The sequence below is a fragment of the Nonomuraea sp. NPDC003754 genome (assembly GCF_053605785.1).
The window spans coordinates 66,606-86,126 of record NZ_JBSGJX010000022.1 but is presented as its reverse complement, the minus strand read 5'-3'; the positions used below and the strand labels follow the sequence as shown (position 1 = coordinate 86,126).

At 72.3% G+C, this 19,521-nt stretch carries 16 protein-coding genes and 1 pseudogene; 6 read left to right on the top strand and 11 right to left on the bottom strand.

The genetic code is table 11. The features are described 5' to 3' along the window. Positions 1-2 precede the first annotated feature (2 nt). From ACWEVS_RS26250 to ACWEVS_RS26235, 4 genes are all read right to left on the bottom strand, one after another. Positions 3-2,216 (bottom strand): FtsX-like permease family protein, encoded by a 2,214-nt coding sequence (locus ACWEVS_RS26250; protein ID WP_452553807.1) that lies wholly within the window; start codon positions 2,214-2,216, stop codon positions 3-5. Next, complete coding sequence (locus ACWEVS_RS26245; protein WP_449929051.1) at positions 2,213-2,905, bottom strand: ABC transporter ATP-binding protein; 693 nt, start codon at positions 2,903-2,905, stop codon at positions 2,213-2,215. Before ACWEVS_RS26245 ends, ACWEVS_RS26250 begins: the two co-directional genes overlap by 4 nt. Continuing rightward, positions 2,902-3,429, bottom strand: a complete 528-nt coding sequence (locus ACWEVS_RS26240; protein WP_449929049.1) for a PadR family transcriptional regulator — start codon at positions 3,427-3,429, stop codon at positions 2,902-2,904. Before ACWEVS_RS26240 ends, ACWEVS_RS26245 begins: the two co-directional genes overlap by 4 nt. 139 nt (positions 3,430-3,568) lie before the next feature. Next, complete coding sequence (locus ACWEVS_RS26235) at positions 3,569-4,006, bottom strand: MarR family winged helix-turn-helix transcriptional regulator (protein ID WP_452417520.1); 438 nt, start codon at positions 4,004-4,006, stop codon at positions 3,569-3,571. Between the two features lie 110 nt (positions 4,007-4,116). Here ACWEVS_RS26235 and ACWEVS_RS26230 point away from each other — a divergent pair, with 110 nt between their 5' ends. Then, positions 4,117-5,121 (top strand): SMP-30/gluconolactonase/LRE family protein, encoded by a 1,005-nt coding sequence (locus tag ACWEVS_RS26230; protein WP_452553805.1) that lies wholly within the window; start codon positions 4,117-4,119, stop codon positions 5,119-5,121. A gap of 58 nt (positions 5,122-5,179) precedes the next feature. Here ACWEVS_RS26230 and ACWEVS_RS26225 read toward each other — a convergent pair whose 3' ends face one another. Together ACWEVS_RS26225 and ACWEVS_RS26220 are read right to left on the bottom strand one after the other, a co-directional pair. Continuing rightward, on the bottom strand, positions 5,180-6,163 hold the full coding sequence (locus ACWEVS_RS26225) for a tyrosine-type recombinase/integrase (RefSeq protein ID WP_449929045.1): 984 nt from the start codon (positions 6,161-6,163) through the stop codon (positions 5,180-5,182). A 49-nt stretch (positions 6,164-6,212) separates the two neighbouring features. Continuing rightward, a complete protein-coding gene (locus ACWEVS_RS26220) occupies positions 6,213-7,877 on the bottom strand; it encodes an acetolactate synthase large subunit (protein ID WP_452553803.1) in 1,665 nt (554 codons plus the stop codon). Between the two features lie 40 nt (positions 7,878-7,917). Here ACWEVS_RS26220 and ACWEVS_RS26215 point away from each other — a divergent pair, with 40 nt between their 5' ends. Next, positions 7,918-9,339, top strand: a complete 1,422-nt coding sequence (locus ACWEVS_RS26215) for a WS/DGAT/MGAT family O-acyltransferase (RefSeq protein ID WP_452553801.1) — start codon at positions 7,918-7,920, stop codon at positions 9,337-9,339. 10 nt (positions 9,340-9,349) lie between these two features. Beyond that, positions 9,350-10,432, top strand: a complete 1,083-nt coding sequence (locus ACWEVS_RS26210) for a winged helix DNA-binding domain-containing protein (RefSeq protein ID WP_452553799.1) — start codon at positions 9,350-9,352, stop codon at positions 10,430-10,432. Here ACWEVS_RS26210 and ACWEVS_RS26205 read toward each other — a convergent pair. After that, the gene (locus tag ACWEVS_RS26205; RefSeq protein WP_452553798.1) at positions 10,429-12,579 is read right to left on the bottom strand and encodes a SpoIIE family protein phosphatase; all 2,151 of its coding nucleotides are present in this window, start codon (positions 12,577-12,579) and stop codon (positions 10,429-10,431) included. The two genes, ACWEVS_RS26210 and ACWEVS_RS26205, sit on opposite strands and share 4 nt — an antisense overlap. A 116-nt stretch (positions 12,580-12,695) precedes the next feature. Continuing rightward, on the bottom strand, positions 12,696-13,316 hold the full coding sequence (locus tag ACWEVS_RS26200) for a TetR/AcrR family transcriptional regulator (protein WP_452553796.1): 621 nt from the start codon (positions 13,314-13,316) through the stop codon (positions 12,696-12,698). Between the two features lie 122 nt (positions 13,317-13,438). Here ACWEVS_RS26200 and ACWEVS_RS26195 point away from each other — a divergent pair. Beyond that, positions 13,439-14,359 (top strand): annotated as a pseudogene (locus ACWEVS_RS26195) (RNA polymerase sigma factor); the annotation flags it as partial. Between the two features lie 64 nt (positions 14,360-14,423). Continuing rightward, the gene (gene add, locus ACWEVS_RS26190) at positions 14,424-15,377 is read left to right on the top strand and encodes an adenosine deaminase (protein WP_452553795.1); all 954 of its coding nucleotides are present in this window, start codon (positions 14,424-14,426) and stop codon (positions 15,375-15,377) included. A gap of 41 nt (positions 15,378-15,418) precedes the next feature. Here the strand turns inward: add and ACWEVS_RS26185 are convergent, their stop codons facing one another. Beyond that, on the bottom strand, positions 15,419-16,270 hold the full coding sequence (locus ACWEVS_RS26185; RefSeq protein WP_452553794.1) for an LLM class flavin-dependent oxidoreductase: 852 nt from the start codon (positions 16,268-16,270) through the stop codon (positions 15,419-15,421). Between the two features lie 64 nt (positions 16,271-16,334). On the opposite strand from ACWEVS_RS26185, the gene ACWEVS_RS26180 reads away from it, so the two are divergent. Next, positions 16,335-17,678 carry an APC family permease gene (locus tag ACWEVS_RS26180; protein WP_452553792.1) on the top strand — a complete coding sequence of 448 codons (1,344 nt, stop codon included), beginning with the start codon at positions 16,335-16,337 and terminating at the stop codon, positions 17,676-17,678. A gap of 102 nt (positions 17,679-17,780) precedes the next feature. Here the strand turns inward: ACWEVS_RS26180 and ACWEVS_RS26175 are convergent, their stop codons facing one another. Then, positions 17,781-18,563, bottom strand: a complete 783-nt coding sequence (locus tag ACWEVS_RS26175; protein WP_452553791.1) for an ABC transporter permease — start codon at positions 18,561-18,563, stop codon at positions 17,781-17,783. Then, positions 18,560-19,504 (bottom strand): ATP-binding cassette domain-containing protein, encoded by a 945-nt coding sequence (locus ACWEVS_RS26170; protein ID WP_452417539.1) that lies wholly within the window; start codon positions 19,502-19,504, stop codon positions 18,560-18,562. Before ACWEVS_RS26170 ends, ACWEVS_RS26175 begins: the two co-directional genes overlap by 4 nt. Between the last annotated feature and the right edge of the window lie 17 nt (positions 19,505-19,521).

Below are 19,521 nucleotides of genomic sequence, written 5' to 3'. Positions count from 1 at the left end.
TCCTATTCGAAACGCGCGTTGTCGGGCGCGGTCATGCGCCTGAGCAGCGGGATGGCCGTGAGGATCACCAGGAGGGACGCGGCCAGGCCGCCGCCGACGGCCGCGAAGTAGACCGGCCCGGGCATCGCCAGGGACGCGCCCTTCATCGCGAGTTGGTCGATGACCGGTTCGGCCACGCCGAAACCGGCTCCGGCGGCGAGCAGGGCGGCCAGCACGAGCGGCATCGCCGACTCCAGCAGCACCACCGTGGCCAGGGTGCGCGTGGGCGTGCCGGCCAGCCGCAGCAGGGTGAACGGCTGCCTGCGCTCCACCAGGCCGCCGCCGACCGCCACCACGAGGCTGCAGCCGCCGGCGACCAGGGTGAGGGCGACCATGACCAGGGCCACGTTTTCCGCGCGGATGTACAGGTCCGCTCTGGCCTGGGCGATCTCGGCGAACGTCATCGGCGCCTCGGCGGTGTATTCCGCCAGCAGGGTGCGCAGCCGCTCCAGCGTCGCCGCGTCGACCGTGCCGATCATGACAGCCTCCAGCTCGAGCCCGGCTGCGGACGCGGACTCGCTGGCCGGCCCCGCCAGCGGAAGGAGCTTGTCGACGGTGAGGGGGTTGTCGGCGCCGACGATGCGGGCGAAGTTGCCCATCACGGCCTGCGCACCCGCGGGGCAGCGACCGAGTATGGGGAAGCGTGCCAGGCTCGAGCACTCGACGACGGATGTCGCGGGTGGCGGGCCGTCCAACGGCGGGCGGATGGTCTCCAGGTCCGCCCTGGCGTAGATCGGCAGCACGTCCGCGCCGGGATGGGCGCGCAGCCGGGCGAGCAGGTCCGCCGACGCCCGTGAGGACAGGCCGGGGACGCCCGGCCGGGAGAGCGAGGCGCCCAGGACGTTGTTGAGCGCGCCGCCTGCCACGGCCTGCTGGCCCGCGACCACCGCCGGTACCAGGGCCGCGATCGTCGTCCCGATGAACACCGCCAGCACCAGCCCGCTGACCGACCTGAACGCGGCCTTCGGGTCGGCGGCCAGACGCTGCGCGGCCAGCAGCGTCGCCGCGCCGCGGGTCAGCCGGGCCGTCAGGCGCGCGGCCAGCATCGTCAGCCACGGCCCGGCCAACACCAGCCCGACCATGATGAGCGCGATCCCGGCGTCGGCCCACAGGGCATTGGGTTTGCCGTTGGTGAACGCCGGGCCCGCGAAGAGCCCCAGGCCGGCCAGCAGCGGGACCACCCGCCAGGCCCGCGGCGGTGGCGGGGCGGCTTTCCTTGCCACACCGAGCGGCGAGATCCGCACCCGGCGCAGCGACCACAGAGCGGCGCCGGCCGCGACGAGCGGCACGCAGGCCAGCACGGCCACGTACTGCCAGGGGCTCGGGACGGCCGTCTCGGGGAAGAAGCGCGAACCGGTGATCCGCACGCCGGCCACGGCCGGCCGTACCAGATGGAAGAGCGCGACGCCGGCCAGCGCGCCGAGCAGCGCGCCCACCGCGGCGTCGACCGCGGCGAGGACGTTGACCTGCCGGGAGGTCGCGCCGACCAGCCTGATCGCCGCGAAGCGGGTCTCGCGGCGGGCGGCGGCCAGCCGGGTGGCGGTGCCCACCAGCACCAGCAGCGGGACGATCAGCCCGATCGCGGCGATACCGAACCCGAACCGGTAGACGTCCGCGCTCTCATCGGCCGCGGGGTCGGTGGCGACCGCGTCGACCTGCCGGGTGCCGGTCATGGCGGCGACCTGCTGCGGCGTCCGCCCCACCACGATGGCCAGCTCGTCGGGCCCGGACAGCCCGGCCTGGCCGATCAGGCCCGCCCGCGTGCCGGGGAAGCGGCCGGCGAGCTGCTCGCGCGGCGCCGAGTCCAGCAGCCTGGCCAGCGCGGGCGAGGCGTAGTACTGGCCGGGGCTGGGCATGTGGAACAGCCCGGGGATGACCGGCGCCCGGGCGCCGAGCGCCGCCGCGTCCAGCCTCTTGATCGTCTGGCCCGCGTAGTAGTCCTCGCGGAGGTTCCACAGCGCGCCGTCGGCGGTGGCGTCCAGGACCCAGCCGCTGGGCGGCGTGCCGCGCGTGCACTCCCAGCAGGGGCGGTCGTTGGTGGCCTGGAAGGCGTTGAAGAGCGACAGCGTGGCCAGCAGCACGGCCACGCCGACCGCCACCCCTGCCACGATCAGCGCCAGCCGGGCCGCCGTCTCCCTGCCGCTGCGCAGCGACAGCCGCAGGCCCAGGAGGATCATCGGACGACCCCGCCGGCGTACGGGTCGGTCACCCTGCCGTCGCGCACGATGATCTCCCGGTCGGCGCAGGCGGCGACCCGGACGTCGTGCGTCACCACGATCACGGTGGTGCCCTCCTCGCGGGCCAGGCCCACCAGCAGGTCCATCACGTGCTCGCCGGTGAGCGAGTCGAGCGCACCGGTCGGCTCGTCGGCGAAGACGACCCTCGGCCGCGTCACCAGCGCCCTGGCGATGGCCACCCGCTGTGTCTGCCCGCCCGACAGCTCCCCGGTGCGCCGGCCGCCCAGGCCCGCCAGCTCCAGCCGCTCCAGCCAGGAGACGGCCCGCGCGTAGGCCTCCTTGCGTCTGGTACGGCCGAGCAGCAGCGGCAGCGCCACGTTGTCGGCCACGGTCAGCTCGGGCACGAGCTGACCGAACTGGAAGACGAAACCGAAGGCGGTGCGCCGCAGCTCGCTGCGGCGGCCGTCGTCCAGCGTGTCGAGCCGCCGCCCGTCGAACCACACCTCGCCGCTGTCCGGTGTGAAGATCCCGGCGAGTAGGTGCAGCAGCGTCGACTTGCCGGAACCGCTGGGCCCCATGATGGCCAGGACCTCACCCGCGGTCACCGAAAGGCCGGCCTCCACCAGCGCGGCCGTGTTGCCGTAGGAGCGGCTGACCTTCTCGGCCCGCAGCAGTGCGTTGACGATCATCGGCCGCGCACCGTCTCCGCCAGCGCCCCCAGCCGGGCCTGGGTGACATCGATCCACCGCAGGTCGGCCTCCAGACGGAACAGGGCGTGGTCGGCGAGAAGCACGTCGATCAGCGCGCCTTCGCGCCTGATCTCGGTCAGCTCCCGCATGCGTCGCAGGTGAGCCGCGCGCTGGGCATCCAGGTAACCCGCCGCGTCGCGGTCCAGCATCAGCGCCAGCACGACCTTGGTGAACAGCACGGTCTGCAGGTACGGCTCAGCCGCGACCGGCTCGGCCAGCCACGACTCGACCTCGCTCCTGCCGATCGGGGTGATGGCGTAGCGCTTGCGGTCCGGTCCGTCGCCCGGCTCGCTCTGCCCGGCGGTGACCTTGCCGTCCCGGGCCAGGCGGGCGAGCGTGGAGTACACCTGTCCGAACGGCAGCGGCTTGCCCCTGCCGAAGTAGGTGTCGTAGTCGTGTTTCAGGTCGTATCCGTGGCTCGGCTCCCGCTCAAGGAGACCGAGCAGCGCAAGAGGGACGCTCATGGCCGCCGACTATACACTGAGGGTATATCTGCGGTGTATAAGCGCATCTGCGCTGTTGATCTGTAAGACGGCCCGGTTCGGCTCTGGGCGGCCTGCCCTGCTCGGCGCGTTCAGCGGCGGCGGCTTCCGCCCTGGGATCTCACTCGCGCGACCGCAGGTGGTCGATGCACCGGCCGAGCAGGGCGATGAGCGTCTGTCGCTCCTCCTCGCTGAACGCGGCGGCCAGCTCGCGTTCGACCCGCACGGCGCGGGGGTCGGCCTCGGCCAGCACCCTCTCGCCCTTCTCGGTGAGCCGGGTCTCCAGGATGTTCTTGTGCCACGCGTGCGGGGTGCGCTCGATGAGGCCGTTGTCCTGGAGGTTCCTGAGCACGGTGTTCATGGTGGGCGCGGTGACCGCGCAGGCCCGTGCCAGCGCCGCGGCGGAGATGCCGGGGTTGTCGGACAGGTGAAGCAGCGCCGCGTACTGCGGCACCGTCAGGCCGGCCCCCTTGAGCGCGGCGTGCTTGGCCGCGATGAGCGCCTGTTCGGCGCGCTTGAGATGGCTGCCGAGGCGCTCGGGAACCGGCATCGAGGTCATCTTCGCATGGTAGCGGCCCTGTGTATTCGCCTGTTGACGAGCATTAGAACTCTAATTATCGTGTGTATTCATCCAAACGATAGAGAGCTATCAATCTGAGGAGCAGTCGCATGCCCCCCTTCCGTCAGGCCGTCGCGGCCGCGGCCCTCGCCCTCCTGACCTGCGCGGCCCCCGTGCAGGCCGGTACGGCCGGCGCCGCCGTACCCGCCCACGCCGCGGCGCACGCGCGGATCTCCCCCGCCTACGAGCTGCCCGGCGAGCGGGTCTACCCCGAGGGAATCGCCGCCGACCCCCGCACCGGAGACCTCTACGCCGGCTCGTACACCGACGGCACGATCTTCAAGATGACGCCAGGCCGGCGCACCGCCACGATCTTCCTGCCGGCGGGCGCGGACGGGCGCGACACCGCCAACGGGCTGAAGGTGGACCGCCTCGGCCGCCTGTGGGTGACCGACTCCACGACGGGCGTGTCCGTCTACGACACCCGCAGCCGCCGCCTGCTGGCCGCCTTCACGGTCGAGGGGCGCGAGCCCCGCTTCGTCAACGACGTCGCGATCGCCCCCGACGGCACCGCCTATCTCACCGACAGCGTCCGCGCGGTGGTCTATCGCGTCACGCCCGCCCAGGTGGCCGCGGCCGACGGCAGGCCGGGGAAGCTCGAGCCCCGCTTCGACCTCAAGGACGCGCTGGCACCGCACGAGCCGGGCGCCTACACGCTCAACGGCATCGTCGCCGACCCCTCCGGGCGCTTCCTGCTGACCGCGGACATGGCCGGAGGCCACCTCTACCGACTCGATCTCGCCTCGGGCGCGATCGGCAGGGCCGCCCTGAACGGAGGGGACATGAGGTACGCCGACGGGCTGGACCTGCGGAACGGCACGCTCTGGGTGGCCCACAACGTCACCTGCACCGTCAGCCGGTGGCACGTCGCCGCCGACGGCACGTCCGCCCGTCTGGAGCGGCGGGTGACCGACGACGCGCTGCAGTTCCCGACCACGCTGGTGCGCAGCAGGGGAACGCTCTACGTGGTCCGCTCCCAGTTCGACAAGGGTGGTCCGCTCGGCGAGGGGACGCCGCAGCGGCCCTTCACCATCGCCGCCGTGCGCGGCCTGTGAGATCCCCGCGGCCGGGCGCGGCGCGGCGGCCAGGGACCTCGAAGGCGGCGCGCCACCGTCAGGGGAGGGGGCGGGCCTGCGGCAGCCGGAGCCGGTCGACGGCCTCGCGGCGGGTGTTCTCGGGCCGCCGGTCGTAGCGCGCGGTGGTGGCGGGGGAGGAGTGGCCCACCAGCGCCTGCGCGGTGGCCAGGTCCACCCCCGCGTCGAGCAGCTCGCCGATGAACGTCCTGCGGAAGTCGTGCGCGGTCCGCCTGCCGGCTCCCGCCTCGCCGAGCCGCCGCGCCAGGATGTCGGCGATGCCCTGCCCGGTCAGCGCCACCGGCCGCTCGTCCCGCGTCCGCAGCCGTCCTGACCGGCTGATCGGGCAGAACAGCGCCCCCGCCGCCCGCCCGCGGACGGCCAGCCACCGCTCCAGCAGGCCGATCGCGTCGCCCGTCAGGTAGACCAGCCGCTCCTTGTCGCGCTTGCCGCGCACCCGCAGCGAGCGGGCGGCCGGCTCGTAGTCGGCCAGCGTGAGCCCGGCGATCTCGGCCCGCCGGCAGCCGGTGGAGTACAGGGCGGCGATGAGCGCGGCGTCGCGCCGCCCGGCGGGCGCGTCGTCGCAGGCCGCCAGCGCCGCCCCCACCACCTCCGGCGGCACGTGCTGGCCGGCGGGCAGCCGCGTGTGCGTGACGGGAGCCAGGTCGGCGGCCCTGGCGTAGTCCTCGGCGCTGGTCTGCCCGAGCCGCCAGGCCTCCTTCAGCACCCGCCGCAGCGCCACCAGGTGCTTGTTGACGTAGGCGGGCGACCAGCCCTGCTCGGTGAGCACGGTCCTGATCCGCACGGTGTGCTCGTAGCGCAGCAGGTGCCACGGCATCCCGGCGCCCGTCACCGCCTCGTCGCCCGTCAGCACCCGCGCGATGCGGTCGAGGCAGCCCCGCATCGTCCTCCTCGACTCGGCGCTGGCCAGGGAGTCGAGGTAGACGTGGTAGGGGTCGCCCGCCGGCCGTACGGCAGGGGCGGGCGGCCGCGGGCCATCGGTGACTACGGCGGGCACGTCCATCGGCCCGATCTTAGAGGGTGCGGTTCCCGGAGGGCGCGCTCGCGCGGGCTCAGGCGTCGCCGGTCGGGGGCGTCACCCCCAGGCCCGCGAGCGACTCGGTGAGCGCCAGGTTGGCCGAGTAGTCGACGGGGACGGCGATCACCGACACGCCGTCGCCGTCCAGCGCCTCGCGCAGCGTCGGCAGCAGCTCGGCGGCCGAACGCACCCGGTAGCCCCTGGCCCCGAAGCTCTCGGCGTACTTCACGAAGTCGGGGTTGCCGAAGGCGATGTTGGAGCTGCGGCCCAGCTCGAGGCCCATCTTCCAGTCGATGAGCCCGTAGGCGTCGTCCTCCCAGATGAGCACCGTGATCGGCACGCGCTCGCGCACGGCGGTCTCCAGCTCCTGGGAGTTCATCAGGAACGCGCCGTCACCCGTGGCGGCCAGCACCCTGCGCGAGGGGAAGGCGAGCTTGGCCGCGATCGCGCCGGGCACCGCGAACCCCATGGACGACAGCCCGTTGGAGACCAGCATCGTGTTGGGCTCGTAGGTGGGGTACATGCGCGACATCCACATCTTCACCGCGCCCGTGTCGGCCAGCACGATGTCATCGCGTCCCATCGCCTGCCGGATGTCGGCGACGATCCGGCGCGGCGTGAGCGGGAAGCCGTCCTCCTGCCGCCCCTGCTCGAACTCCTCCCTGACCAGCCGGCGCACCTTCTCCACCGTCGGACTGGGCGTGAAGCGGCGGTGCACCGCCTCGCCGAGGGCGTGCAGCGACCTGGAGATGTCGCCCTGGATGCCGACCGCGACCGGGTAGTGGTCGTCGACCTCGGCGGGGAACTGGTGGATGTGAATGATCTTCTTCGACCGGTCGGCATTGATCTTCACCGGGTCGAACTCCTGGAGCTCGTAGCCCACGCTGATCAGCACGTCGGCCTCGTCGAAGGCGAAGTTCACGTGGTCGTGGCGCATGAAGCCGAACGCCCCCAGCGCGTGCCGGTGATCGTCGGGGAAGACGCCCTTGCCGTTGAAGGTGGTCGCCACCGGCAGGCCGAGCCGTTCGGAGAAGCGGACGAGCGCGTCGCGGGCGCCGGCCCTGGTGGCGCCGTGGCCGGCCAGGATCACCGGGCGGGCGGCCGTGGCCAGCAGGTCGGCGGCGCGGGCGATCTGCGCGGCCGACGGGTCCACCGGGCGCACCACGTTCACCGGCAGCGGCCCGACCCCGTCGGGGACCTCCGCCTTCTCCACGTCCTCAGGGATCGCCAGGTACACCGCTCCGGGCCGCTCGGTCTGCGCGGTCTTGAACGCCTTGCGCACCATCTCGGGAACGGCGGCGGCGGTCGGCACCAGCTCCGACCACTTGGTGATCGGCCTGAACAGCGACACCAGGTCCACGATCTGGTGCGACTCCTTGTAGATGCGGTCCAGGCCCACCTGCGCGGACACGGCGACCACGGGAGTGCTGTTGGTGGTGGCGTCGGCGACGCCCAGCTGGAGGTTGATCGCACCGGGGCCGAGCGTCGCCGAGGCGACTCCGGCCTTGCCCGTCAGCCTGCCGTAGATCTCCGCCATGAAGGCCGCGCCCTGCTCGTGGCGGACCAGGACGTAGCGGATCGAAGAATCGTTCAACGCGTCGACGAAATGGATGTTTTCCTCACCCGGGATGCCGAAGACGTACCGCACGCCCTCCGCCTCCAGCGCCCGGACCAGCAACCTGGCGGCAGTGCTTGTCATGGTCTCTGCAGCAATGCCGATCCTCGGTAAATTTCCTGGTATGGCGCAACTGTCCGCTCTCGACGCGCAGTTCCTCAACTTCGAGACCGCCACGAACGTGGCCAACATCGCGGGACTGGCCGTCCTCGACGGTCCCCTCCTCAGACGCGACCTGCAGGACCTGCTCACGCAGCGGCTCCCGCACGTGGCGGCGATGCGGCGCAAGCTGGCGCCGGTGCCGTTCGGTCTCGACCACCCCTACTGGGTGCACGAGGACGACCTCGACCTCGACTACCACGTCAGGGAGATCGGGCTGCCCCCGCCGGGTGACGACAGGCAGCTGGCCGAGCAGGTCTCCCGCCTGCACGCCCGCAGGCTCGACCGCAACCGCCCGCTGTGGGAGATCTACCTGATCCACGGCCTGGCCGGCGGCCGTACGGGCCTCTACACCAAGATCCATCACGCGGCGGTCGACGGCGTGGGCGGCGCGGACGTGCTGGCCGTCCTGCTCGACCTCACCCCCGTCCCGGCGCCGCCCCCCGAGGTCGAGCCCGAGCCTGACGAGCCGGCGCCGAGCCCCCTCGAGATGGTCGGCAGGGCGCTGACCAGGCTGGCCGCCAACCCCGCGCAGGCGGTGAAGTTCGCCGCCCGGGCGGTGCCGCACCTGGACGAGATCCCCGTCGTGTCGAAGGTGCCCGGCGTGGAGCTGGTCTCGGGCCTGGCACGCACGCTCGCGGGCACCGGAGACGCGCCGGCCCTGCCCGCCCTGCCCGCGCCGCGCACCCCGTTCAGCGGCCCGATCTCCGCGCACCGGCGCGTCGCGCTCGTGTCGCTGCCGCTGGAGGAGATCAAGGAGGTGCGCAAGGCGTTCGGCGTGACGGTCAACGACGTGGTGATGGCGGTGTGCGCCGGCGGGCTGCGCGCGTGGCTGGCCGCGCACGGCGGGGTCCCCGACCGGCCGCTGGTGGCGGGCGTGCCGTTCTCGCTGCACGAGCGCGGCCCCGGCAACCAGGTGACGATCATGACCGCGCCGCTGGCCGTCCATGTCGAGGATCCCGTGGCGCGGCTGGAACAGGTCCAGGCGGCGATGGGCCGGATCAAGGAGCGCTTCTCCCTGTCCCCGGCGCGCTGGCTGAGGGAGTTCAGCGAGTCCATGCCCGCCGCCCTCATGGGCCTGGCCGCCCGCTCGGCCTTCCAGCTCGTCGGGCACACCGCGCCGCCGATCAACGTGACGATCTCCAACGTGCCGGGGCCGCAGTTCCCCCTGTACGTGTGCGGGGCCAGGCTGCTGACCTTCTATCCCGTCTCGGTGATCACCGACGTGAGCGGGGGCGTCAACATCACCTGCTTCTCCTACGACGGCGTCCTGAACATCGGCGTGGTCACCGACCGCGACATGATCCCCGACGCCTGGGAGATCACCGACAGTCTCAGGGACGCGCTCGCCGAATTGAGGAACGAGGTCTTCCGCAAGAGGCCCTAGCGTCGCCGGTATGAAGCTGACGCGCAGGACACTCAACCGCACCGCCCTCGACCGCCAGCTCCTGCTGCGCCGCGCGCACACGACGCCGCTCGAGGCGGTCCGCCGGCTCGTGGCGGTGCAGGGACAGGAGATCGACGCCCCCTACTTCGGCCTGTGGTCACGCCTGGCCGGCTTCACCCAGCACGACCTGTCCGGCCTGCTGTACGGCCGGCAGGTCGTGCGCGGCTCGCTGCTGCGCGGCACCCAGCACCTGACCGCCGCCGCCGACTACCTGTGGCTGCGCCCGCTCATGCAGGCCACGCTCTCCCGCACCCGCCAGGCCGCCTTCGGCAAGGCCACCGGCGGCGTCGACCTGGAGGAGCTGGCCGCCCTGGCCAGGGAACTGCTCACCGGCCGGACCCTGACCCGCCCCCAGCTGCGCGACCTGCTGGCCGCCCGCTGGCCCGAGGTGCAGCCACTGGCCCTCGGCTGGTCGGCCCAGGCGCTGCTGCCCCTGGTGCACACCCCGCCCAACGGCATCTGGGGCACGGGCGGCGCCACGCCGTTCACGCTCGCCGAGGAGTGGATCGGCGCCCCCCTGGCCGCCGAGCTGGCGGTGGAGCGGATGATCGAGCGGTACCTGGCCGCGTTCGGACCGGCCGGCGTGAAGGACATCCAGGTCTGGTCGGGGCTGACCAGGCTGCGCGAGGTCGTCGAGCGGATGCCGCTGCGCCGCTACACCGACGAGAACGGCCGCCCCCTGTATGACCTGCCCGAGGCCGAGCTGGTCCCCGAGGACGCCCCGGCCCCCGTACGGTTCCTGCCCTGGTTCGACAACCTGGTCCTCGCCTACGACGACCGCACCCGCATGATGACCGACGAGCACCGCAAGGTGGTGTGCGTCGGCGCGGTCACCAACCCCGTCATCCTGGTCGACGGGTTCGTCGCGGGCATGTGGTGGCTGACCGGCGAGGGCCTGGAGATCAGGCCCTTCCGCGAGCTGCCCGCCGCGGTCATGGCCGAGGTCATGGCCGAGGCCGGCCGGATGCTCGCCTTCGCGGGACGGCCGGAGGCGGAGATCAGGGTCACCGCGGAGGGCGCCGTCGCGCGCTAGGAGGCCGGCTCGGCCGTGAGGCGCAGAAGGAGCAGGGCGACGTCGTCGCTGCGCCGGTTGGCGCCGCGCGCGCCGCCCATCAGGATGTCGGCCAGTTCGGTCAGCGGCAGGTCGCCGGAACGCCCGAGCTCGGCGCCGAGAGCGGCCAGGCCGTCGTCGAGGTCGAGCCCCGGCACCTCGATCAGGCCGTCGGTGTAGAGCGACAGGAGACTGCCGTCCTCCAGGGCGATCTCGGTGCACGGGAACTCCGCCTCGTGGTCGACGCCCAGCAGGAGCCCTCCCGGCACGTGGATCACCTCCACGCGGCCGTCGGGATGCCGGAGGAGAGGTTCGGGGTGACCGGCGCGGGCCAGGCGCGCCACCCGGAGCCGCAGATCGAGATGGACGTAGGCGCAACTGGCGAACAGGCCGGGGTCGAGGTCGGTGAGCAACTGGTTGGTACGGGTCATGACCTCGCCCGGATCGGCGCCGGCCGCGGCGTAGGCGCGCACCGCGGTGCGGAGCTGGCCCATGAGGGCGGCGGCGGTGACGTTGTGCCCCTGCACGTCGCCGATGACGGCCGCGGCGGCGTCGCCGGGCAGGCGGATGACGTCGTAGAAGTCGCCCCCGATGTCCATGCCCTCGGTGCCGGGCAGGTAGCGGGCGGCCGCGGCCAGCCCTGGCACGTGGGGGAGGGCGTGCGGCAGCAGGGCCTGCTGCAGGCCGTGGGCCAGCTCCACCTTGGCGTCGTACAGCCGGGCGCGCTCCAGCGCCTGGGCGATCAGGCCGCCCAGCGAGGTGAGGACGGCGCGCTCCTCGATGGTGAAGCGGTGTGGCTCCCTGAAGGCGAGCACGCAGGTGCCGATGGGACGGCCGGAGGCGATCAGCGGCATGAGCGCCCAGGCGGCCATGCCGTCGTCCGGCGCGACGGCCATCGGGTAGACCCGGTACAGCGCCTCGTGCGACTCGAAGAAGTTGGGCACCCCGGTGACCATCGCGCGCACGCTCGGGGTGGGCGCGGTCTGGGACAGCCTGCCGTACTGCTCGATGATGTGCGGCGGGAACCCCCGGTGGCCGACGACCCGCACCCGTCCGTCCTCGGCCGTCAGCAGGGCCACCGCCTGGGCGCCGAACGCGGGCATGATCTGGTCGGCGACCAGGTCCAGCACGTCCTGCACCCCGGCGGCCTGCGTCAGCCTGCTCGCCAGATGGAGGATGTGGTAGATCGCTCCAGCCCGGGCGGGCAGCGCCACGTCGATCGGCTGCGTGGCGGCCGGGACGGCCTGCGCCTCCGCAGGCGCCGGGGTGATGCGCGCGGTGATGCCGGAGATCGAGGGATACAGGTCGAAGGCCAGCCACCGGTCCGGCGGACGCAGCGCCACGAACGAGGACGGCCGCTGGCTGATCATCGCCCGGCGGTAGTGGTCCTCGTAGACCGGATCGTCCAGCCACGGCAGCACGACCCAGGGCCGGGCGCCGATCAGCCGCAGCGGCGACTCGCCGAGCAGGGCGGCCCCCTTCGGGCTGACGTAGGTGACGCGGCCGTTGACGTCCAGGGTGCACAGTCCCTCGGGCAGCCGGGCCACCATCGCCCCGAGCGCGACGGCCGGGTCGGCGCGCGCCGCGTCGAGCGAGCCGGTGCCCCGCTCCAGGGAGGGACCGCCGGCGGTGGCCGTCTCCAGCCGGCGGGCCAGCGTGTCCGCGGCGGCCGTGAGCCGGTCGCGCATGTGCGCCGGTGGTGGCGGATAGGAGCCCGACCAGACGATGAACATCGCCCCCCAGTCGCCCGCCGAGGTCGACAGCGGGAGGGCGGCCAGGGAGTAGTCGTAGGGGAGGGCCACGGCGATCGACGGATAGCAGCGCACCATGTCGCGGGCGCTGCCCACCCACACCAGGCGCCGCTCGCGCAGCGCGTCGGCCACCGGGACCGGCGCGGACCGGCTCACCCGCTCCCACGGCTGGACGAACTCCCGGGGCAGCCCCAGCATCACCCGTAGTTCCAGCACCTGGCCGTCGGGAGACAGACGGTAGACCGCGCCGGTGTGGGCGCCGATCGTCTCCAGCATCTCGGTCAGGCCCCTGGCCATCAGGTCGTGGTCGTCGTGGCCGTCGTGGCCCTGTCCGTCGTCGAAGGCGTCGACAGCGTCGGAAGGGGGGAACCGTCCCACCAAAGTCACCACCCCCGAGGCGCCGGATCCTTACATATGGGACGGTACCCCGGCTGACCTGGAGCTTTCTCCTCCGGCCGGTCGGCACGCCGCAACCCCCGGCCGGCGGCGGGCGTTCAGGCCGCCCGTACGGCGTAGCCGCCGAACGACGACTCCAGCAGGCCGAACGCGGTCGTGGCCGCCTCCTTCAGCGCGGCGGCGACGGCGTCGGGGTCCTCGTGCGCCAGCGTGCGCCGCGTCAGGTCGGCGAACAGCACCCGGTGGACACCGGCGAGCGCCGAGGCGGCGACCCGGGCGTCCAGGTCGCCGCCCAGCTCGGCCGCCAGCGCCTCCTCCCGCTGTTCGTGCAGCTCGCGCAGGCGGGCCACCAGGGTGGGGCTGTTGGCGATCATGCGGGTGAACGGCTCGCCCGCGAACCCGATCACCGGGTCGCGCCGCTCGACCGCCGCCAGGAACGCCTCGCGCAGCGCCGCCAGCGCCGACTGCCCGGCCGCCCGCCCCCTGACCGTCGCCGCCAGCGAGGCCACGAACTCCTCGTGGTGGTCGAGCGCCATGTCCTCCTTGCGGGAGAAGTAGTTGGTGACCGTCATCTTCGCGACCCTGGCGGCGGCGGCGATGTCGGAAATCGTGGTCCGCTCGAAGCCGCGCTCCACGAACAGGCGGGTAGCGTGGTCGGAGATGGCCTGCCTGGTCTCTCGCTTCTTCTGTTCCCTCAAACCCAGCGCGTCGGTGCTCATGGGCACCACCCTCTCACAAATTTTTAGGTCCGACATCATTTTAGGTTGACACTATCTATGGTTGATCCTAATCTTATGTCCATACTAAGTTTGGAAAGGAACGCATGACCGCGACCCTGACGGCCGAGGCCGTAGCCAGCCGCGACACCGTGAAGGACTATCTCAAGCAGATCGGCAAGGTCCCGCTGCTCACCGCCGAGCAGGAGATCGACCTGGCCAAGCGGATCGAGGCCGGCCTGTTCGCCCGCGAGCGGCTCGACACCGAGCCGGGCCTGCCCGCCGAGCTGCGGGCCGACCTGGAGTGGATCGCCGAGGACGGCGGGTGGGCCAAGCAGCGCATGCTGGAGGCCAACCTGCGGCTGGTCGTCTCGATCGCCAAGCGCTACACCGGGCGCGGCATGCTCTTCCTCGACCTGATCCAGGAGGGCAACCTGGGTCTGATCCGCACCATCGAGAAGTTCGACTACACGCTCGGATTCAAGTTCTCCACCTACGCGACCTGGTGGATCAAGCAGGCCATCACCCGCGCGATGGCCGACCAGTCGCGCACGATCCGCATCCCCGTGCACATGGTCGAGGTGATCAACAAGGTGGCCTCCGCGCAGCGGCGGCTGCTGGCCGACCTCGGCCGCGAGCCGACGCCGGAGGAGATCGCCGCCGAGGTCGAGATGGAGCCCGACAAGGTGGTGGAGGCGCAGCGCCACGCCCGCGAGCCGATCTCCCTGCACACCCCGCTCGGGGAGGAGGGCGACGCCGAGCTCGGCGACCTGATCGAGGACTCGGAGGCGCCCGGCCCGGTCGAGCAGGTCTCCTACACGCTGATGCGGCGCCAGCTGCTGCAGATCCTCGGCAGCCTGTCCGAGCGGGAGGCCGGGGTGATCTCGATGCGGTACGGCCTGGCCGACGGTCGTCCGATGACGCTGGACGAGATCGGCAAGGTGTACGGCGTGACGCGCGAGCGCATCAGGCAGATCGAGGCCAAGACGATGTCCAAGCTGCGCCACCCCTCCCGCGCCGAGGCGTTGCGCGACTACGTCGGCTGACGCCCCGCCGTACCGCCGGAAAAGCAGGTGTGCGCCTTGAGGAGGGCTCCGTAGGATCACACCAGTGAGAGACCCGGTAAGAGACATCGCGCTGCTGCCCAAGGCCCATCTGCACGTCCACCTGGAGAGCACGGTCCGCCCTGCCACGCTGCGAGATCTCGGGGTCCAGGCGCGGCGCCCGGATGTCTTCGCCGGTTTCCGGCCGTTCGCCGACTTCAACGCCCAGGTGCGCGGCGCCCTGCGCACCCCCGACCACTTCCGCAGGATCGCCCGCGAGTTCTGCGCCGACGAGGCCGCCCAGGGCACCCGCTACGCCGAGGTCACCTTCACCGCCGCCGCCCACGGCGAACGGCTCGGCGACCCGGAGATGCCGCTGCTGGCCGTGCTCGAAGGGTTGGCCGAGGGCGAGGCCGAGCACGGCATCACCTGCCGGCTCATCCTCGACCACTCCCGGCGGCGCCCCGCGGAACGCCTGTGGCAGACGCTCAAGCTGGCCACCGCCCACGACGAGGTCATCGCCATCGGCCTGGCCGGCGACGAGAGCTTCCCGCTGGCGCCCTTCGCCGACGTGCTGGAGGTGGCCAGGGAGGCGGGGCTGCACCTGGTGCACCACGCGGGGGAGACCGCCGGGCCTGACAGCCTGCGCGAGGCGCTCGACGTGGGCCACGCCGAGCGGATCGGCCACGGCATCCGCGTGCTCGAGGACCCCGACCTGGTGGCCGAGCTGCGCGAACGTCGCGTGCCGCTGGAGGTGTGCCCGTTCTCGAACGTGCTGCTCGGCATCGTGCCCTCGCGCGCCGAGCACCCGCTGCCCCGCCTGCGCGAGGCCGGCCTGGTCGTCACCCTCAACACCGACGGGGAGACCTCGCTACTGCGGGAGTACGCCGACGCCCGCGACAGCGACGAGACGCTCGCCGAGCTGGCCGCGGCCACCGTCGCCGCCTCCTTCGCGCCCGAGGCCCTGAAGGCCGAACTGCTGCAGGGGATCGCGGCCTGGCTCGCCACCCCCGCGGGATGAGCGGGACACGGCTTGTCGCGCCGGCCGGGTGACCGCGGCGGTCAGCGCACGGCTTCGCGCACCAGCGGGATGACCTCGCCGGCCAGCAGCCCGGCCTGATCCCCCGGGCCGGTCGGGGCGAGGCTGAGCGTGCTGAACCCCATCGCGGCGAAGCCCGCCAGCCGCTCGGCGACCGCCTCGGCGGGGCCCGAGACCATGCCGGGCCGCCCGAGATCCTCGCCGACGTGCACGACGACGTGGTAGGCGCACGTGGGGGCCGGCCGTCCGGCCCGTTCGGCGGCGGCCAGCACCTTCTCCCGCATGACGACGGCCTGCTCGGGCGGCGCGAACCCCAGCGAGGGGATCCACCCGTCGGCCAGCCGTCCGGTCAGCTCCAGCGCCCGCGGCCCGAACGTGCCCAGCCAGATCGGGATCCGCCGTGACGGCTTGGGCTCCAGATCGGCGGCGTCGGTGTGGAAGAGCCTGCCCTCGAAGGTGAAGGCGGGCCGCTCCCACAGCCCCCTGGTGATGTGGATCGCCTCCTCCAGGCCGTCGACCTTCTCCCTGGTGGTGGGCACCCGCAGCCCGAACGCCCGGAACTCCTCGTCGGAGTGCCCGCCGCCGAGGCCGAGGATCAGCCGGCCGCCCGACAGCCGGTCGAACGTCTCGGCCATCTTGGCCACCATCGCCGGCGGCCGGTACGGCACGCCGAGCACCCTGGTCGCGATGCGGATCCGCGAGGTCGAGGCGGCGATCCACGACAGCAGCGTCCAGGTCTCGAAGCTGGGGGCGGCGCCGCACGGGTGGTCGCTGGTGGAGACGAAGTCGAAGCCGAGCTCCTCGGCGCGCACGGCGGCGCGCACGGGGTCGTCGCCCGGGCGGGCGTCGGCGGGGACGTTGAGGCCGAATTCCATGGTTGTTGATGTATCAACATTACTGGCGGGTGTCAACATCACCGGAGCCGGGCAGGGCATCCACATGACAACACCCCCAGCCCAGGTGTCTCTCAAGCGCGCCATCGGACCGAAACTGCTGGTCTTATTCATCGTCGGCGACATCCTCGGCACGGGCGTCTACGCCCTCACCGGGACGGTCGCGGGCAGGGTCGGCGGAGCGCTGTGGATCCCCTTCCTCATCGGCTTCGTGATCGCGCTGTTCACGGCCATGTCCTACGTCGAGCTCGTCACCAAGTACCCCAGAGCGGCGGGCGCCGCCCTCTACACCCAGCTCGCCTTCAGAAAGCCGTTCCTGACGTTCATGGTGGCCTTCGCGGTCATGTGCTCGGGCCTCACCTCGGCCAGCGCCGCCGCGCGGGCCATCGGCGGCAGGTACCTGCAGCAGTTCGTCACCCTGCCGTCGGTCGTGGTGGGCATCATCTTCATCGTCGCCGTCGCGGCGCTGAACTACCGGGGCGTGTCGGAGTCGGTCAAGACCAACATCGTCTTCACCCTCATCGAGCTGACCGGCCTCATCATCATCATCCTGATCGGCGTCTACGCGGTCGCGACGGGCGCGGGAGAGCCGTCGCGCCTGGTGCAGATCAGCGCCGAGGACTCCGGCGGGCTGATGCTGGCGCTGCTGGGCAGCACGGCGCTGGCCTTCTTCGCCTTCGTCGGGTTCGAGGACTCGGTGAACATGGCGGAGGAGACCCAGGACCCCGCGCGCAACTTCCCGCGCGCGATCTTCCTGGGCGTGGCCATCACCAGCACCATCTACATCCTGGTCGCGCTGACGTCCTCGCTGCTGGTCGACGCCAGCGTCCTGAAGGAGTCGGACGGGCCGCTGCTCGAGGTGGTCAAGGCGGGCGGGCTCGGGTTCCCGCCGCAGCTGTTCGCCGCGATCGCGATCTTCGCCGTGGCCAACTCGGCGCTGATCAACATGATGATGGCCTCACGCCTGGTGTACGGCCTGGCCAACGAGCGGGTCATCCCGGCCCGGCTCGGCATGGTGGACCCGCGCCGCCGTACCCCCGTCGTCGGGATCCTGTTCACCACCGCGCTGGCCATCGGTCTCATCTCCACCGGTGAGATCGCGGGGCTCGGCGAGACCACGGCGTTCCTGCTGCTGTGCGTCTTCGCCGTGGTGAACGTCGCGGTGCTGGTGCTGCGCAGGGAGCAGGTCGAGCACGCCCATTACCGGGCGCCGACCGCGCTGCCGGCGATCGGCGCGGTCATGGCGGTCGTGCTGGCCAGCCCGCTGACCGGGCGGCCGGGCACCGTGTACGTCACGGCGGGCGTGCTGCTCGGCATCGGCGTGCTGCTGTGGCTGGTCAACTGGGCCTTCACCCGCCGCCAGCGGCAGCGGGAGGAGGAGAACGCCTGAGCCGGCGGCCGTGCCGTACCGGCAGAGTCGGGCGGCCGTGCCGTACCCCCTGAGCCGGCCGTGCCGTACCGCGACCTGTGCGCGGTACGGCACGGCCCACGGTCACCGGCTCAGTCGCCGGTAGGCGCGTGCCGACAGCGGCAGGAACACCAGCGTGATGGCCACCGGCCAGGCGACGGCCAGCAGCAGCGCGTGCTCCGCCGCCCACGACTCGCCCGCGAACCCGGGATTGCCGAACAGTCGCCGGCAGGCGGCGACCGTCGCCGAGAGCGGGTTCCACTCGGCCAGGAAGCCCAGCCACCCCGGCATCTGCGCGGGGGAGACGAACGTGTTGGCCACCATGGTGAGCGGCAGCATGAGCATCCAGGACGCGCCCGCCGCCTCGGGGGTCAGTTTCAGCCCGGCGAAGATGCCCACCCAGATGAGCGAGAAGCGCAGGAGCAGCAGCAGGCCGACGGCGGCCAGCGCGGCCGTCGGCCCGTTGTGCCAGCGCCAGCCGACCGCCACGCCGCACGCGATGAGCACGGCCAGCTCCAGCGCCGAGCTCACCATGTCCGACAGGGCCCGGCCGAGCACCACGCCCGTCTGCGAGACCGGCATCGAGCGGTACCTGTCGGTGACGCCCCTGGAGGCCTGGGTGGTCGTGATGATCAGCGTGCTGGTGACGCCGACGGCCATCGTCTGGCCGAACATGCCGGGCATCAGGTACTCGCGGTAGTCGCCGTCCGTGCCCGCGACGGCCATCGCGCTGCCGAAGACGTAGCCGAACAGCAGCACCATCACGATCGGGTACAGCAGCTGGGACAGGATGGCGGCGGGGTTGCGCACCCAGTGCAGCAGGTACGCCTTGGCGATCACCCAGCCGTCGGTGAGCGCGTGTGTCATGCCGTCACCTTCAGGAACACCTCGTCCAGCGTGGGTCGGCGCAGGGCCACGTCCTCGACCTCGATCCCCTTGGCCGCCAGGGCGCGCATGACCTCGCCGAGGGCGTGCATGCGGTCGGTCACGGGCGCGGTCAGCCTGCGGGTGTCGGGGTCGGCCGCGGGAGGGCCGAAGGCGGCCAGGACGTCACAGGCCTCCGGCAGGTCCCGCGCGTCACGCAGCACCAGGTCGAGCTGGTCGCCGCCGATCGAGGACTTCAGCCGGTCGGGCGTGTCGTCGGCGATCACCCGTCCCCCGCGCAGCACCGCGATCTGGTCGGCGAGCTGGTCGGCCTCGTCCAGGTACTGGGTGGTGAGCAGCACCGTGCAGCCGTCCGCGACCATGGTGCGCACGGCCTGCCACACCTCGGTGCGGTTGCGCGGGTCGAGCCCGGTCGTCGGCTCGTCGAGAAAGAGGACCCGGGGTGCCTGGATGAACGTGGCGGCCAGGTCGAGCCGGCGGCGCATCCCACCGGAGTAGTGCTTGATCCGCTTGTCCGCGGCCTCGGCGAGCCCGAACTGCTCCAGCAGCTCGTCGGCCCTGCGACGGGCCCGCCTGGCGTCGAGGTGATAGAGCCTGCCCCACATCACCAGGTTCTCCCTGCCGGTGAGGATCTCGTCGACGGCGGGCTCCTGGGAGGCCAGGCCGATGACCCGGCGGACCTGCGCGGGCTGGGCGGCCACGTCGAAGCCGGCCACCGTGGCCCTGCCGCCGTCGGCCCGCAGCAGCGTGGTCATGACACGCACGGCCGTGGTCTTGCCCGCGCCGTTGGGTCCGAGCAGCCCGCACACCGTCCCTTCCCGCACGGCCAGATCGAACCCGTCGAGCGCGGCGGCGTCGCCGAAGCGCTTGGTCAGCCCTTCGGCGACCAGAGAATAGGAGTTCATTGTTTTAGAGTGAGACATCAATGTCCCAAAGTCAA

Coding starts and splice junctions, on each gene's coding strand:
- ACWEVS_RS26235 (WP_452417520.1), bottom strand. CDS start 4,006: ATGACCTCGATGCCGGTTCCCGAGCGCCTCGGCAGCCATCTCAAGCGC.
- ACWEVS_RS26250 (WP_452553807.1), bottom strand. CDS start 2,216: ATGATCCTCCTGGGCCTGCGGCTGTCGCTGCGCAGCGGCAGGGAGACG.
- ACWEVS_RS26230 (WP_452553805.1), top strand. CDS start 4,117: ATGCCCCCCTTCCGTCAGGCCGTCGCGGCCGCGGCCCTCGCCCTCCTG.
- ACWEVS_RS26200 (WP_452553796.1), bottom strand. CDS start 13,316: ATGAGCACCGACGCGCTGGGTTTGAGGGAACAGAAGAAGCGAGAGACC.
- ACWEVS_RS26175 (WP_452553791.1), bottom strand. CDS start 18,563: ATGACACACGCGCTCACCGACGGCTGGGTGATCGCCAAGGCGTACCTG.
- ACWEVS_RS26170 (WP_452417539.1), bottom strand. CDS start 19,504: ATGTCTCACTCTAAAACAATGAACTCCTATTCTCTGGTCGCCGAAGGG.
- ACWEVS_RS26225 (WP_449929045.1), bottom strand. CDS start 6,163: ATGGACGTGCCCGCCGTAGTCACCGATGGCCCGCGGCCGCCCGCCCCT.
- ACWEVS_RS26185 (WP_452553794.1), bottom strand. CDS start 16,270: ATGGAATTCGGCCTCAACGTCCCCGCCGACGCCCGCCCGGGCGACGAC.
- ACWEVS_RS26245 (WP_449929051.1), bottom strand. CDS start 2,905: ATGATCGTCAACGCACTGCTGCGGGCCGAGAAGGTCAGCCGCTCCTAC.
- ACWEVS_RS26215 (WP_452553801.1), top strand. CDS start 7,918: ATGGCGCAACTGTCCGCTCTCGACGCGCAGTTCCTCAACTTCGAGACC.
- ACWEVS_RS26240 (WP_449929049.1), bottom strand. CDS start 3,429: ATGAGCGTCCCTCTTGCGCTGCTCGGTCTCCTTGAGCGGGAGCCGAGC.
- ACWEVS_RS26180 (WP_452553792.1), top strand. CDS start 16,335: ATGACAACACCCCCAGCCCAGGTGTCTCTCAAGCGCGCCATCGGACCG.
- ACWEVS_RS26210 (WP_452553799.1), top strand. CDS start 9,350: ATGAAGCTGACGCGCAGGACACTCAACCGCACCGCCCTCGACCGCCAG.
- ACWEVS_RS26220 (WP_452553803.1), bottom strand. CDS start 7,877: ATGACAAGCACTGCCGCCAGGTTGCTGGTCCGGGCGCTGGAGGCGGAG.